The following is a 14,452-nucleotide window of genomic DNA, read 5'->3' as shown; positions in this document are numbered from 1 at the left end:
AACAATTTTTAACAGAGCTTATGCTTGATTCAAAAGATAAACTTATATTTTCTACAGAATTTAAAAAGCAAATAAACGAAAAAGAACTTAGTATTTTTCTGAAAAATCAAGATTTATTTCCCAATGAGCCAATTGAAATATTTTTAATACAGGAAATTTTATTTAATTCCGAAAAAAAATTATACTTTTGCACGTGATCTATTCATGTTAAAAATAATCACTATTTTAAATTTATAAGAATCATATGAAAAGCCTAAAACCAATCTTCGTTACATTAAGCTTATTAACAGCACCATTAACTCAAGCCATCACTCCTGTCGAGCCAACCAAAACCAATCCACAGGTTGCAGGCTACTACCAATATCAAGCAGGTGACGTACAAATCACTGCCCTGCTTGATGGTACTAACTTTATGTTGCCAAACTTATTTAAAGATATTTCTAAACAACAAGTGCAGGAAATCTTAAAAAAATACTATGCAGATCAAAAGAAAGGTATACAGACCTCAGTAAATGCCTTCCTCGTCAATACTGGAAAATCATTGGTTTTAGTGGATAGTGGTGCAGCCAGTTGTTTCGGTGCACATTTAGGTTCAGTTTTAACCAACCTAAAAGCATCAGGCTATCAACCTGAACAAGTTGATACCATTCTACTCACACATCTACATCCCGATCATGTCTGTGGTATCAGTAAAGATGGCGTTGCCAATTTCCCTAATGCAACCGTATACGTATCGAATGATGAAGCAAAATATTGGCTAGATCCAAAACAAGCAGCAAAACTACCGAAAGAAAAACAAGCCAATTACTCAGGTACGGTTGAGAAAATTAAACAAGCGATTGCGCCTTACCAAGCCAAACAACGTTTTAAAACTTATAAACTCGGTGATGAAATTCAGGGCTTTAAAGTCATTAACACGGCGGGACATACACCAGGACATTTTAGTTATGAATTAAAAACCAAAGATGAAAACGTGGTGTTTATTGGAGATATCGTACATTCACATACTGTGCAATTTGATAAGCCTGAAACGGCAATTGAATACGATATAGACCCGAAAAAAGCCGTTGAAACGCGTTTAAAGCAATTCGCTGATTTTGCTAAAAAAGGACAAACGATTGCTGCACCACATTTACCTTTCCCCGGCATTGGACACATTTATTCAGCCGATGGAAAAAGCTATCAATGGATTCCAACTCATTTCAAAGATTAAATGTTTTTATTTAGAATTAGTCCATAAAAAAAGCGACCTTCTTGGTCGCTTCTTTTATCACTTCATTCCAAAGATCAACTTCAATCCAAGCAAGGTCATCACCCCACCTGCGATACGATCAAAAACAGCTTTAGATTTTAAATAAACTTTACGTGGTCCTTCTGCTGACAATGCAACAGCCACTAGAGAATACCAACCTGCATCAATAAAGAAACACAAAATTGGCAACACCACATAGAAATACGTTGGAATTTCTTTAGGTAATAAAGCAGTAAAAATACTGGCAAGCACGATTGCAATTTTAGGATTACTCAACTGCGTGATAAGACCTAAACGAAAAGCTTGTGCATAGCTCATGTTATGAACTGCACCCTCCGTTGATGCCATTGGTTCTTTGGCATGTTTAATAATTTTATATGCGAGCCAAAGTAAATACAGACCACCAAAGATTTTTAAAGCCAAATATGCTGAAGGCACTGCAAGTAAGATTGCCTGTAATCCCATCACAGCTAGAAAACCAAACAACGCGGCACCCGTACCTGTGCCAAGCGCAGTAAATAAACCATGTTTACGTGAAATCGCAATCGAGTTTTTTTGCAACATAAATAAATGTAGGACCAGGGCTAATCGCACCTAACATCAATGCCAATGTAATCGAGCCTAAAATCAATATTGATTCCAAGATAAACCTCAAAATTAGAATAATTTTCTAGCAAATATTTTATGCGAAAAAGACTCATACAAGATACTATTTTTTACAAACCACAGTGCATAGATAAAATCTTATAATTCAACAAATTAATTAAAAACAATAATAAAAACCAAATAACTTATATAAAAAAACCATCAAAAATACAGAGCCAAGATGTGCTATTAAATAAAAAATCAACCATCTACATTTCTTATTTAACCAGCTAAAAGATTAAATATTTACTTCACTATTTCACTATTTTGAATAACAAAAATCACCTTATAGATTCATTAAGCATTGTTAATTAGCCAAAACCGATCAGGCTCGCTGCCACATTGATTGCAACCGCCAAAATCACTGTATTAAAAATAAAAGCTAAAACACAATGAAAAATATTCAGATGTCTAAGCTGTGAGCTGGTAATAGAAACATCTGCGGTTTGTGCAGAAGTGCCAATGATATAGCTGAAATAGACAAAATCGAGATAATCAGGTTGATCTGTTTTTGGAAAATCCAAGCCCCCATCGACTTGACGGCTTTTCGCAAGATAATAGTCATGTGCATAATGAATAGCGAACAAGGTATGCAGTAACAACCACGATGAGAAAATAGTTCCTATCGTTAGCAAGATCAGAATCGTTTTAATGATTGCTTGATCTTTGGGAACATGACTGAGCTGCACAGCAATCGAAATAAAACAAACAACGATTGCGATTAAAGCAACCGTAAGTATCATCCACTTCCCTTCATCTTGTTGCTTTGCCCGTTCTAAGATGTGTTCTGGATCTAAACGCCACATCATCTTTAGAATCATAAACAAATATAGCCAGATTGCAGTATTCCAGCCAATTTGTAGCCGTGTCGCCCAATGCCATGAGCTGAATGCTTGCAGCACAAAAAAGATAACGAAGCCCAAAGCAAAAGTTGCGGATAAGTATGGACGATGTTTTAGACCACGAAAAAATCGATGCATGAAGGCTTGCATATAAAACCTACCTTAAAATTTTCAAAATCAAATTGTTTTATTTTTTAATACGATAAGTTTGTTGCTACACAAACCAATTTACCTCTATTACTCAATATAAACAAATCAGATATCGATCGTTTATTTACATCGGACAAATTTGTCCGTTAAATAATTCTTATCCAATTTATATACCTAGCAAGTTCAATAATGAATAAACGTGTTCAACAAGCTGCTCATAACCGCGAAGAATTGCTTCATGCCGCAGAAGAGGTATTTCGGGCTCAAGGTGTACATGTGCCATTACAAGCAATTATTGATCATGCAGGCGTAGGACGAGCAACCTTTTATCGTAATTTCTCAGATCGCAAAGCACTCATGTTTGCCCTACTTGATCAAGCGATGATGCGCTTAGAACAGAGAGCATCTGCTCTACTCGAATATAATGATGGTTTTATTCGTTTGATTGAAGGACATATTGAACAACTCCCTCATCTGATCGTACTGATTGATTACTGGCGTATCATTGATCGCCAAGACCCAATCATGCTAAACATTTATGAGCGACGAGATAAAGCATTACAACCTTTAATTGATAAAGCCATAGAACATCAATTATGTCGCCCTGATCTGACCCCACAAGACTTTGGAATGATTACGGCGATCTTAGGCTCTTCTTTTCAAGGGCATCTTGCTTCTGATCAAGTGCGACTGGCAAAACGTGCAATAGAATTATTATTAAACGGCATCAAAATTTAGTTCGAGGAATAATATGGATAACAGCCCTCGCTATCTTGAAACTCCACCCGATTGGTCAGCCGATGAACGCCCTACGCTTCCCGGCTCTCCTGCGGCTATCGCACATGCAAAGCCAAAACGTTTTGCATATTTCTTTATTGGGCTATTTATTTGTATTGCTGCAAGTTTAAGCAATGGTTTTATCATCGCTAATTTACCGATTTTCCAAGGTGAATATGGTCTTACACCATCACAAGCTGCTTGGTTACCTGCCGCCTATGTGATGGCAAATGTCAGTTCAAATTTAATTCTGTTTAAAGCTCGGCAACAGTATGGCTTAAGGCTATTTTCAGAAATTGGATTATTAGTATTCATTGGTGTATTGGTCTTACACATCTTTGTCAAAACCTATGAAATGGCTTTATTTGTCCGCTTTATTGCAGGTTTAGCCGCTGCTCCACTTAGCTCATTGGGTATGTATTACACCATGCAAGCTTTTGGTAAAGCAGATATGGCAAAAGGGATTTATTTGGCTTTCGGCTTTCAGCAACTTGGTTTGCCTTTGGCTTGGATTATCTCGCCGTTTTTACTAAGCGCCAATCAATGGGATGTGATTTATACCTTTGAACTGGGTTTGGCAATTTGTTGTTTTGCAATGGTGGTAGCTTTAAAGCTGCCTCGAAGTATGCGTCTCGCGGTTTTTGAGAAACAAGACTTTTTTACCTTTGCACTGCTCGCTCCGGGTTTCGCCTGCCTGTGTATCGTATTAACACAAGGGCCTATTCACTGGTGGTTTGATAGCCCTTGGTTAGCCTATACCTTGATCGTCGGTTTTTGTTTAATTGTGTTTGGTTTGACTTATGAACATTATCGTCGCAATCCACTGATCATGACACGTTGGTTGGCGACAGGCGATCTTTTGAGTTTCATCGTCAGTGCCTTTGCGCTCAGACTATTAATGTCTGAACAAAGCTACGCTGCGGTCAATTTTCTAAAAACTGTTGGTATGGGTCCTGATCAATTTGTTCCGCTTTATGTGGTTATTTTCTGTGGAACGATTGCAGGTTCAGTATTTAGTGCGCTGACATTTCATCGTGATCGCTTAATTTTAAATTTATTTCTGGCTGAAGTTTTAATTCTGATCGCCTGTGCTTTGGATTATCACCTGACCAGTGATGTACGACCTGCAAACTTTTATCGAAGCCAGTTCTTGGTGAGTTTTGCAGGGGGCGTATTTATTGGTCCACTGCTATTGATGGGTTTTATGCGTACCTTACAACGTGGTCCTCAATATGTCGTGACTTTCATTGTACTGTTCTCAGCCACACAAAACTTTGGTGGTTTAGTCGGTTCATCATTTTTCAATACCTATCAGCAACGCCACACTTATGATTATAAAGTTGAGATTAGTAGCAATCTTGATCCTACCGATCCTCTCGTCGCACAGCGTTTGCAAAGTTATCAACACAGTTCAATGCTCACAACGAATGACCCTGTTTTACAAAACAATCAAGCCCTACAGAATTTAAATAAGGTGGTGACTCGTGAAGCTCAGGTTCGTGCCTACAACGATGTGATTGCCTTAAATGGCATCTTTGCCGTTATTTTGCTGCTTTGGGGCTTATTTAAATATGCTCGGAATAAGTACAAAACCCGTAGAAGCTTGCAAACAGTAAATTAACTTTTATTGTATTTGATTGAGAAAAAATTATGTCTGAACAAGAGAAACCAGAAAGCTCCAAGATCGAAAACGCTGAGCAGAATAATCATGTTCAGTCTGACAAAGCAGTTGAGTCCGTGCCTAAAATGCCACCACCACCGCCACCTACAACCAGTAAATTGATTAAAACTAAACGCTCAACCTTATGGTGGATGCTTTTAGTATTAATCGTGGGGATTACCATTATTTTATGGGCGTGGCGAATTGGTCCATTTCATACGGCGATTGAACAAACTGACAACAGCTATGTGAAAGGCAAAACCACCATTCTTTCCTCACAGATTAATGGCTATATCAAAGATGTATTGGTCAAGGACTTTGATCAGGTCAAACAAGGTCAGGTGTTGATGCATATTGATGCAACCACCTATGATCAAAAAGTCACACAGGCTGTCTCAGGTGTAGAACAAGCAGAAAATAGTCTAGCCAATCAAACTCAAGTCATCGCCCAACGCCAAGCTGATGTGGTTGCAGCACAAGCCAAACTTGATCAAGTCAAAGCGCAATACGACTTATCCATCGCACAACTTAAACGCTATCAACAACTTGGAGATAGCGGTGCAGCATCAAAATCTGAACAGGATAAAGCGGCTGCGGATGCACAAAATAATCTAGCTTTGCTCAAACAAGCGCAGGCTAATATCCTCGTTGCACAAGAAGCATTAAAAACGGCACAAGTCGCGCAAGCTGGACTAAAAGCACAAGTGAATAGCGCACAAGCGCAATTAGATCAAGCCAATACCACAAAGGATTACAGCACGATTGTTGCACCGTTAGATGGTCAACTCGGTGAGGTCAATCCACGAGTAGGTCAATACGTGGCGGCAGGAACACAATTATTGTATTTAATCCCGAAACAAACATGGGTGATTGCGAACTTTAAAGAAACGCAAATTGCCAATATGAAAATTGGGCAAAAAGCGTATTTTACTGTGGATGCCATGAATCATCAGAAATTCACAGGACATGTAGAGCAAATTTCCCCTGCGGCTGGTTCCGAATTTAGCGTACTAAAACCTGATAATGCCACAGGTAACTTTACTAAAGTGGTGCAACGGATTGCAGTGCGTATTGCGATAGATCCAAACCAAAAAGGCATCGAAAATTTACGTCCTGGTATGTCCGTGATTAGCTCTGTAGATACCGACTCTTAATGCAGCACTAACATTCTCAATCAAATACATTTACAATGTGATCAAATCCAATTTTTGTTTATTCCAATGTTTGATCACATTGCTTTTCTAACTCCTTATCAAACATTAGACCTTCCCTTTCCTGTGCAATTGACAGTGAAACGTCTTGATCTCATTCACCCTCAGATTTCAGGGAATAAATTTTTTAAACTGAAATACAATCTACTCGAAGCTAAGCAACAAAATTTGAATCAAGTACTGACCTTTGGTGGGGCCTACTCCAACCACATCGCTGCAACAGCTTATGCAGCTCATTATTTTGGTTTCCAAAGTATTGGCGTCATCCGTGGTGAGGAGTTAGCTAAACAAGCGTTCAATCCAACCCTGCAAACCGCACAAGATTTTGGTATGCAACTGCATTTTGTCAGTCGAGCTGAATACCGACTTCGCCATGAAGTTGAGTATTTACAACAATTAAAACAGCGTTATCCAAATACTTGGATTATTCCAGAAGGTGGGACTAATGACCTTGCGATACAAGGCACGAAAGAAATTCTGTCTGCTGATGATCGAGAAAATTATGATGTGATTTGTTGTGCTGTCGGTACAGGTGGCACGATTGCAGGGATCATCGAAAGTAGTTCAGCTCAGCAGCATATTTTAGGCTTTTCGGCACTTAAAGGTGATTTTCTCAAGTACGATATTCAACAATGGACCAATAAAACCAACTGGTCTTTAACAGATGAATATTGTTGTGGTGGTTATGCCAAAACCAATTCTGAACTGCTGCAATTTATGCAGCAATTCGAACAACAATATGCTGTTCCACTCGAGCAAATCTATACAGCTAAGATGATGATGGGATTATTTGATTTAATTGAACAAGGGCACTTCCCTGTGAATACGAGAATCTTAGCGATTCATACAGGTGGGCTACAAGGACGCATAAAATAAAAGTCACCCTGAAGTGACTTTTTGATCTACTGATTCTAACGGCTTAAAACCATCCATCACCGATTGGTTTATTATCCATAAACACCACAAGACCTTTTACGATGCGATAAATAAACCAAATCGACACCGCAAACAAGATTGGAATGCCGATGAGGACAAATGACAGTACGAAACCAATCACAGCACCAATGAGCGTGAACCAAAAGGTTTTGATTTGCCATTCAAAATGGCTCGCCAACCACGTACCTTGTACTTCATTACGTTTCATATAGTTCATGATGACAGCTGCAATACTGGTCAAACCCACAAAAATACTGGCTGCATATAAACCATAGGCAATTAAAGTATATTGTCTTAGTTGATCTTGGTTGTTCGGCTGAATATCGTTTAAAAATGTTTTATCGTTCATTATTTTTTACCCCTCTATAGAATTCAACTTTATAGCATGCCTTGATTTTAAAGGCATATTTTTTAATCAAACAATCGACATACTCAAAAGGCTTTAAATCTTCTATAATTGCCCGCTTTTCGTATTCTATCGAGTAATGCTCATGGTTCATCAAGTTGATGTGGTTGTTTTAGGTGCAGGTGCATCGGGCTTGATGTTAGCTGCTGAAGCAGGCAAACGTGGACGTTCAGTCGTCGTACTTGAAAAAGCCAATAAAGTCGGTAAAAAAATTCTGATGTCAGGTGGTGGTAAATGCAACTTCACCAATTTAGAAGTGGAGCCTTCCAACTATCTTTCAGAAAATCCTCATTTTGTGATTTCAGCCTTAACAAGATATACCAATTGGGATTTTATTGGTTTGGTCTGTGAATATGGCATTGAATACGAAGAACGTAAACATGGTCAGCTCTTCACGTTGAAAGGCTCTAAAGAAATTCTTGAATTGTTACTTTCAGAATGTAGCAAATCAAAGCACGTTGAAATTCGAACACACTGCGAAGTTGAACAGGTAAAAAATAAAGCAGATTCAGGTTTTATTATTGAAACCAATCAAGGCACTTATCACTGTGAGTCGTTAGTAGTTGCCACTGGTGGTTTATCGATTCCAACATTAGGCGGTTCAGGTTTTGGCTATGAACTGGCAAAGCAGTTCGGACATCATGTATTTCCAACCCGCGCTGGTCTTGTTCCCTTTACTTTTTCAGATCAGTTTAAAGAGGTAACCACTCGCTTAAGTGGTAATGCATTAGATGCAACCTTGATCAACGATCGTCATCAATTTACTGAAGCACTTTTATTTACCCATCGCGGTTTAAGTGGTCCAAGCTCCTTGCAACTATCCAATTATTGGCATGTTGGAGAAAGTTTTAAAATAGACTTTTTCCCAAGCCAAGATTTATTGGATTTTTTCAAAGCCAAGAAAAAATCACAACCTAAAGTTCTACTCAGAACTTTACTGAATGAGTTCACTGCAAAAAGTATCGTTATTGAGTTACAGCAACTCAGTTGGGCGGATCACAGTGAAAGTGCTATTGGCAATATCAGTGATGCTCAACTGGAGCAAATTGCAACACAACTACATGCCTTTGCTGTAAAACCGTCTGGAACAGAGGGATATCGAACTGCAGAAGTGACTCTCGGTGGCGTAGATACCAGCGAGGTATCCTCCAAAACCATGGAAAGTAAAAAACAAAAAGGCTTGTACTTTATTGGAGAGGTTCTCGATGTAACAGGTCATCTTGGGGGATATAACTTCCAATGGGCGTGGTCATCAGCACAAGCCGCTGCTCAATTCGTCTAGAAAATTCAAATTGAGCAGATCATTTGATGAACTAAGAGTGATGCTCAGGAGAATTCGCTGCTTCAACAGAAGAGGATTGCGAGCTATTCGATGTTGATTTTTCTTTGCTCGTGCCAGACTTTGCGATCACGAATTTATATGCACTTGCCAAAAATCCTACGGTGATTCCAGCAATAATAATCGGTGCAAATACGCGGTTAGGCTTCTTCATTTAATTCTCCTATAGACTTTTTATTTATTGAAAAAACAAAACGACCACCCTGTTAAGAGTGGTCGAATTGATCAAAAAAATCAAAGATTATTTTTTCTATTCATCTGAATATGGAGATGAAGGAGGAGTTGGATTGCTATTGGTACTGATTGTAGGTTGATTTTGATGAATTGGATTTGGTTGCTTAGCTTCGGTTTTTGCTTTATCCAATAAATCTGTCAATAAACGTTCAGCAGGTTGACGACCACCTAAACCAAATGCCAATGCAAAAGCAACTGCAACAGAACCCAACGTCAAACCAAATGCCAAGTTAACGATCGAATCGGCAATACCCATTGCTTTTAGACCCATCGCAATAACCAAGCCCATGATCAAAATGCGAACTAGATTACCTAACCAACGTGAGCTGTTGTATTCACCACGTTGCACGACATTCGCAACCACATTTGCAAGCCAAAAACCGATTACCAAGATCACAGCACCGAGTAAAATGTCTGCACCGAATTGGATAAACATGGCAATCAAGCCACTTACCTGTTCTAAGCCTAAGCGATTCGCTGCTTCAGAAACAGCAAATAACATAGTAAAGAACACGATCAAGTAGCCAACAATATCAGAAACACGTGTTTGTCCAAGAAAACGTTGTACATCCAGTTTCATTGGAACTTCGTCAACACCAGCACCTGATATTAATTCAGCGACCAAACGTCCAACGAATCTCGACACCACATAAGCCACAATTAAAATCAATCCAGCCGCGATAATTTGTGGAATTGCATGCATAATTTCATTCAACATCGCTGTTGCTGGTTGTGAAATTGCTTCAACACCCAATGCTTCAAATGCCACAATTAATGCTGTGATGATAATAATTGCAAATACAAATGAACCTAAGAATTTAGAAACACTTGAATTTTTAAATAATCCGATCTTTTCTGCTTGAGCCTGTAAACCTAAGCTATTGGTTAAGCCCTCAACAATACCACGAACGATTTTCGCTAAAATGTAACCAACAAAAATGATTACGCCTGTGATGAATAGATTCGGTAAGAATGCAATTGCTTCATTTACCATATTCTGCACAGGAACAAGTAGCCCAGTTAAACCGAGAATAGATAAAACAATCGGCAAGAATAATAATAAAACTAACCAATAAAAGATCTCAGCAATATTACTGCTCAGTGAACTAACACCAACTTCACTACTTAACTTATCGTCTAACTGAGTTTTGGATAATACATTAGTCAAGCCTACACGTACCAAACGTGCAACAATCCAACCAATAAATCCGACTGCAACAGCAGCTAACAGATTTGGGATATAAGCCAGTATACGACCAACCATATTGCTAAATGGATCGCTTACACCACTAATATTTAAGACATTTAATGCACCAACAACGGCCAAAATCATCACAAACCAAAATACAAGTTTGGAAATAAGACTCTCTATATTGGGCGCTCTACCAGTCGCCGATGACAATTTATGATTGGTATCAAATTTTTGTAATAACTTTTTCACGCCTGCTGCAATCACTAGGGCAATAATCCAACCCACCAGTAGAATAACAATTGCGGCTAATATTGGCTGAAATTGATCCCAATAATACATTGCATCAAATCCCCCTCTTTGGGATGGATCACTAAAAATTTCATTCATGTCTTGTTATCCTTTTATGTGTTTTTTAAGTCAAATACAGCTACCCATACTCATTCTGTTAAGAGAAAATCACGAATGGATAGCTAAACCATAATTTTTGTTTAATTCTCAATCAACGAACAGCATCACTAATACAACAAAAATTACGCATAATTTTGCAAAAAAGCCCATTAGTTCACACCAATGAGCTCGTTAAATCGATTAGGTTTGGTCTAAGATAGATTGCTTACGCATTTAAAAGGACCGAGTGCAACTGTGACATGATCACTTGTGCAGTAGGTTTATTCGAATGGTCTGCAACCATAAAAATTAACAATGCTAGCAAGAACAGCCCTACGATAATAAGCATATAGACTGGTAATTTCCTTTTCCTTGCTATTTCTTCTTTACTGGCCACATGAGGCTGTGGCTTACTAAAATCATGCATCATAGTTTGCCCTCATCCTTTTATTGCTTAGATCTTTATATTAGCAATGGACTGTGTTGCATTGTGTGACAAAGCTTCGCACTATCGTTTTTTTGTTTGCATAACTCTACTTTTTATTATTTGCATTCTTGTATAAAATATAGGCGGTTTAGAAAATGATAAAAATAAGCTATAATCCTCTGTCACGTTTCTGTTCTGTTTTTAATTACTGTATGTCCTATAGCCAACAAAGTGTTTCTCTAGATTTAGACACTGATGTCACACATCAATGTTTTTTACATCACACACGCGATGAACATTTGATTGGTATTATCGAGTTCAATAAACCAAGCTATATTTTAAAATGGGGTGATCTAGAATATTTCCGTCGACGTACTGAAGAATTCTCGGTTATGCCCTTACCCGATTGTATTAATGCAATGATTATCGATATTCGGAATGTACAACCATTTCTCGATAATGAAGTTCCAATTTTACCTTGGCGCTTACTTGAAGAAGATTGCCCAGTTCGACTAGTTGTTCCCCATGATCGCTTAGCGCACTACACTGGACTTTTTGAGCCCACATGGCTGAATACAGATGTTGATACCGCAATTCAAGAAATCCGTGAATTTATGGATATGTTTGTTCACTAATAACATATCCATGCGTACCTATTACCAATAGTTCTCTACAGCAATATTTCCCTCACCACGACGATTCATCGTCAGTCCACGTTGTTTTAATGCATCCTTAGTATCTTCTACCATTTGTGGATTACCACATAACATCACATGGCTAGTAGCAGAATTGAGTGATAGGCCAACCACTTTTTCTAGCTCACCATTTTCAATCAAAACAGGTAAACGATCATGTAGGGTTGCATTTGGATCACGGGTAATTATAGGTACAAATTTGAACCCTGTATGCCCTTCACCAAAGCTTTCAGCAATCTCTTGTATACGATCTACATAAGCCAGTTCAGCTGTAGATCTCACACTATATATAAGATGAATATGCTGATATTTCGTCCACGTTTCAAAATCTTGGAGCATAGATAAAAAAGGAGCCAATCCAGTACCTGTGGCTAATAACCATAAATCATGAGCTAAAGGCAATTGATAGCGAGCTAAAGTTAAATACCCATACGCAGTTTTGTCGAGATATAACTCATCACCGATTTCAAGATGTTGAAGGTTTGAAGTAAACGCACCATCAGGTACAACGATAGAAAAGAATTCCAGATTTTCATCAAAAGGTGAAGAAACGACTGAATATGCACGAACCACCAATTCACCATTTACCATCAACCCAATACGAGCAAATTGACCTGCTGTAAATTTAAAATGGGCGGGTCTCGTCATCGTGAAACTAAAAAGATTATGAGCCCAACGATGTACAGATAAAACCTTTTCTACGGTAAATTTTTCAATTGACATGATTTGAACGTGGCACGAAACAGTATGCTCATGTTAGCATGATCGAATATTTGATGGATACTCAAAACATTAAGGCTATATAACATGCGAATGACCTTACGCCAATTGGCTGTTTTTGTGGCGGTCGCTCAGGAAGGAACCGTAACCAAAGCCAGTGATGCTGTTAGACTTACTCAAAGTGCAGCAAGTATGGCTTTAGCTGATTTAGAAGATGGTCTTGGTGCGCCATTGTTCGATCGACTCGGCAAGCGTTTACAGCTTAATGATTTGGGACGCTTTTTATTGCCACAAGCATTAGAAATATTAGGTCGCTGTGAATCTTTTGAGCAAGCAGCCAAAGGTGAATTACAAAGTATTGATCTTAGATTGGGAGCAACGCTTACAATCAGCGACTACTTAATGCCTGATTTAATGGCTGATTTCTTACAAAAACACCCACAAGCACACTTACAATTACAAGTGGGTAATACTCGTCAAATGATTGAAGCAGTCAATCAATTCCAACTGGATTTGGCTTTAATTGAAGGTTCTTGTCATTTGCCACAATTACAGTGTATTCACTGGCGTGATGATGAATTAGCCGTTTGCTGTGCACCTTCACATCCTCTTGCTCAAATTCAACGTGCATTAAGCCCTGCTGACTTTCTAAATGTTGAATGGATTTTACGTGAAGAAGGCTCTGGTACACGTGAAGTTTTTGACAATGCAATTTTACAAGATGTTCCTGATGCGAATATTCGTTTGACCTTAGGTCATAACGAAGCAATTTTAAAAATTGTAGCGGGTGGGCTTGGGATGTCTTGTGTATCAAGATTGGCGATTGAGCCTTTAGCTGAAAAAGGTCAATTGGTCATCCTTGACACACCGTTCTGGCAACTGACAAGACCACTTTATATGCTGGTACACCGCCAAAAATATCAGGGGCCAGGATTAAAAGCCTTTCTACAGTTTTGTGAAGATCAGATTTAAATCTGATCTTTTTAATTTACCATCTCGAATCATTCTCACACGGTTCACCATCATTATCACCATCCATTTTGGTATTAGGACAATTGCGCACAAAGAACTCTGCTTCTTCACGTGATCTCATTTGCGAACAATGTTGGCGTCCATCACATTTAAATTGAGTCTGATTCGCTGTCAATTGTTGTGATTGGTTATTCATGACAGGAACAGATGTTGAGGCTTGCAGAGCGTTTTCTGTCTTTTGAGATAATTTAATTTCTGGTAGTTCACCCAAAGCATCTCGTTGCTGTTGCACAATTTTCTTCTGCTCTGCAATCAGCTGTGCTGTTTTTAATTCTTTTGATTCTGCATACGACTGATATTTTTTAAAAACTAATGCTCCTAAAATTGCAATCACAATCAAGCCAATAATCATAAAAGTCATACCTTTATGATTTGCATGTTTTTGCTGTGAGACCGATTTATTTTGAGTAGATGAGTTGTTGGCATAGTTTGGATAATCAATATATGCTTGTTTTTGATCTAAGCGCATAATATTTGCAGCTTTAAACTTTCCATTATTATCTTCAACGATCAAAAATTTTAGTTTTTCACCCATTTTAGGTTCACC

Annotated in this window: 15 protein-coding genes and 1 pseudogene; 8 read left to right on the top strand and 8 right to left on the bottom strand. The window is 38.4% G+C overall.

Going from position 1 to position 14,452, the window contains the following annotated elements; translation table 11 throughout:
- Positions 1-244: 244 nt before the first annotated feature.
- On the top strand, positions 245-1,213 hold the full coding sequence (locus IRT38_RS06860) for an MBL fold metallo-hydrolase (protein WP_194597280.1): 969 nt from the start codon (positions 245-247) through the stop codon (positions 1,211-1,213).
- A gap of 57 nt (positions 1,214-1,270) precedes the next feature.
- On the opposite strand, the pseudogene IRT38_RS06855 reads toward IRT38_RS06860, so the two are convergent.
- Together IRT38_RS06855 and IRT38_RS06850 are read right to left on the bottom strand one after the other, a co-directional pair.
- Positions 1,271-1,895: pseudogene (locus IRT38_RS06855) on the bottom strand (LysE family translocator).
- 313 nt (positions 1,896-2,208) lie between these two features.
- Positions 2,209-2,889, bottom strand: coding sequence for a DUF1345 domain-containing protein (locus IRT38_RS06850; protein ID WP_004952490.1), 681 nt, complete (start codon positions 2,887-2,889; stop codon positions 2,209-2,211).
- 189 nt (positions 2,890-3,078) lie between these two features.
- Here IRT38_RS06850 and IRT38_RS06845 point away from each other — a divergent pair, with 189 nt between their 5' ends.
- From IRT38_RS06845 to IRT38_RS06830, 4 genes are all read left to right on the top strand, one after another.
- Complete coding sequence (locus IRT38_RS06845) at positions 3,079-3,627, top strand: TetR/AcrR family transcriptional regulator (RefSeq protein WP_125297891.1); 549 nt, start codon at positions 3,079-3,081, stop codon at positions 3,625-3,627.
- A gap of 13 nt (positions 3,628-3,640) precedes the next feature.
- Positions 3,641-5,287 carry an MFS transporter gene (locus tag IRT38_RS06840; RefSeq protein ID WP_194597279.1) on the top strand — a complete coding sequence of 549 codons (1,647 nt, stop codon included), beginning with the start codon at positions 3,641-3,643 and terminating at the stop codon, positions 5,285-5,287.
- A gap of 125 nt (positions 5,288-5,412) precedes the next feature.
- Positions 5,413-6,480, top strand: a complete 1,068-nt coding sequence (locus IRT38_RS06835; RefSeq protein WP_227592151.1) for an HlyD family secretion protein — start codon at positions 5,413-5,415, stop codon at positions 6,478-6,480.
- A 66-nt stretch (positions 6,481-6,546) separates the two neighbouring features.
- Positions 6,547-7,413, top strand: a complete 867-nt coding sequence (locus IRT38_RS06830; RefSeq protein ID WP_194597277.1) for a 1-aminocyclopropane-1-carboxylate deaminase/D-cysteine desulfhydrase — start codon at positions 6,547-6,549, stop codon at positions 7,411-7,413.
- Between the two features lie 43 nt (positions 7,414-7,456).
- Here IRT38_RS06830 and IRT38_RS06825 read toward each other — a convergent pair whose 3' ends face one another.
- A complete protein-coding gene (locus tag IRT38_RS06825; protein ID WP_099948165.1) occupies positions 7,457-7,822 on the bottom strand; it encodes a DUF4870 family protein in 366 nt (121 codons plus the stop codon).
- Between the two features lie 142 nt (positions 7,823-7,964).
- On the opposite strand from IRT38_RS06825, the gene IRT38_RS06820 reads away from it, so the two are divergent.
- Entirely contained in the window at positions 7,965-9,161 is a 1,197-nt protein-coding gene (locus IRT38_RS06820; RefSeq protein ID WP_194597276.1) for an NAD(P)/FAD-dependent oxidoreductase, read from the top strand.
- A gap of 31 nt (positions 9,162-9,192) precedes the next feature.
- On the opposite strand, the gene IRT38_RS06815 is transcribed toward IRT38_RS06820, so the two are convergent.
- The 3 genes from IRT38_RS06815 to IRT38_RS06805 all read right to left on the bottom strand — a co-directional run bounded on the left by IRT38_RS06815 (position 9,193) and on the right by IRT38_RS06805 (position 11,458).
- A complete protein-coding gene (locus tag IRT38_RS06815) occupies positions 9,193-9,372 on the bottom strand; it encodes a hypothetical protein (RefSeq protein WP_004914255.1) in 180 nt (59 codons plus the stop codon).
- A gap of 96 nt (positions 9,373-9,468) precedes the next feature.
- Positions 9,469-11,031, bottom strand: coding sequence for a mechanosensitive ion channel (locus IRT38_RS06810; protein WP_130575670.1), 1,563 nt, complete (start codon positions 11,029-11,031; stop codon positions 9,469-9,471).
- Between the two features lie 226 nt (positions 11,032-11,257).
- The gene (locus IRT38_RS06805) at positions 11,258-11,458 is read right to left on the bottom strand and encodes a hypothetical protein (protein ID WP_026057418.1); all 201 of its coding nucleotides are present in this window, start codon (positions 11,456-11,458) and stop codon (positions 11,258-11,260) included.
- Between the two features lie 212 nt (positions 11,459-11,670).
- On the opposite strand from IRT38_RS06805, the gene IRT38_RS06800 reads away from it, so the two are divergent.
- Positions 11,671-12,093 (top strand): hypothetical protein, encoded by a 423-nt coding sequence (locus tag IRT38_RS06800; protein ID WP_194597314.1) that lies wholly within the window; start codon positions 11,671-11,673, stop codon positions 12,091-12,093.
- 21 nt (positions 12,094-12,114) lie between these two features.
- On the opposite strand, the gene IRT38_RS06795 is transcribed toward IRT38_RS06800, so the two are convergent.
- Positions 12,115-12,876, bottom strand: coding sequence for a ferredoxin--NADP reductase (locus IRT38_RS06795; protein ID WP_194597275.1), 762 nt, complete (start codon positions 12,874-12,876; stop codon positions 12,115-12,117).
- Between the two features lie 84 nt (positions 12,877-12,960).
- Between IRT38_RS06795 and gigC the strand changes: the two genes are divergently transcribed.
- Entirely contained in the window at positions 12,961-13,845 is an 885-nt protein-coding gene (gene gigC, locus IRT38_RS06790) for a LysR family transcriptional regulator GigC (protein ID WP_004914268.1), read from the top strand.
- Between the two features lie 16 nt (positions 13,846-13,861).
- Here gigC and IRT38_RS06785 read toward each other — a convergent pair.
- Positions 13,862-14,452, bottom strand: a 591-nt coding sequence (locus tag IRT38_RS06785; RefSeq protein ID WP_194597274.1) for an excalibur calcium-binding domain-containing protein, incomplete at its 5' end; no start/stop codon positions are given.

The sequence above is a fragment of the Acinetobacter sp. SK-43 genome (assembly GCF_015351505.1).
GTDB classification, from domain to species: Bacteria; Pseudomonadota; Gammaproteobacteria; order Pseudomonadales; family Moraxellaceae; genus Acinetobacter; species Acinetobacter junii.
The sequence above is the reverse complement of the archived record's forward strand: the minus strand, read 5'-3'. Positions and strand labels throughout refer to the sequence as shown.

Excerpts from the sequence above, each read along its gene's own strand:
- IRT38_RS06840 (WP_194597279.1), top strand. The coding sequence starts at position 3,641 with ATGGATAACAGCCCTCGCTATCTTGAAACTCCACCCGATTGGTCAGCC.
- gigC (WP_004914268.1), top strand. The coding sequence starts at position 12,961 with ATGCGAATGACCTTACGCCAATTGGCTGTTTTTGTGGCGGTCGCTCAG.
- IRT38_RS06795 (WP_194597275.1), bottom strand. The coding sequence starts at position 12,876 with ATGTCAATTGAAAAATTTACCGTAGAAAAGGTTTTATCTGTACATCGT.
- IRT38_RS06850 (WP_004952490.1), bottom strand. The coding sequence starts at position 2,889 with ATGCAAGCCTTCATGCATCGATTTTTTCGTGGTCTAAAACATCGTCCA.
- IRT38_RS06805 (WP_026057418.1), bottom strand. The coding sequence starts at position 11,458 with ATGCATGATTTTAGTAAGCCACAGCCTCATGTGGCCAGTAAAGAAGAA.
- IRT38_RS06825 (WP_099948165.1), bottom strand. The coding sequence starts at position 7,822 with ATGAACGATAAAACATTTTTAAACGATATTCAGCCGAACAACCAAGAT.
- IRT38_RS06800 (WP_194597314.1), top strand. The coding sequence starts at position 11,671 with ATGTCCTATAGCCAACAAAGTGTTTCTCTAGATTTAGACACTGATGTC.
- IRT38_RS06820 (WP_194597276.1), top strand. The coding sequence starts at position 7,965 with ATGGTTCATCAAGTTGATGTGGTTGTTTTAGGTGCAGGTGCATCGGGC.
- IRT38_RS06835 (WP_227592151.1), top strand. The coding sequence starts at position 5,413 with ATGCCACCACCACCGCCACCTACAACCAGTAAATTGATTAAAACTAAA.
- IRT38_RS06815 (WP_004914255.1), bottom strand. The coding sequence starts at position 9,372 with ATGAAGAAGCCTAACCGCGTATTTGCACCGATTATTATTGCTGGAATC.
- IRT38_RS06860 (WP_194597280.1), top strand. The coding sequence starts at position 245 with ATGAAAAGCCTAAAACCAATCTTCGTTACATTAAGCTTATTAACAGCA.
- IRT38_RS06830 (WP_194597277.1), top strand. The coding sequence starts at position 6,547 with ATGTTTGATCACATTGCTTTTCTAACTCCTTATCAAACATTAGACCTT.
- IRT38_RS06810 (WP_130575670.1), bottom strand. The coding sequence starts at position 11,031 with ATGAATGAAATTTTTAGTGATCCATCCCAAAGAGGGGGATTTGATGCA.
- IRT38_RS06845 (WP_125297891.1), top strand. The coding sequence starts at position 3,079 with ATGAATAAACGTGTTCAACAAGCTGCTCATAACCGCGAAGAATTGCTT.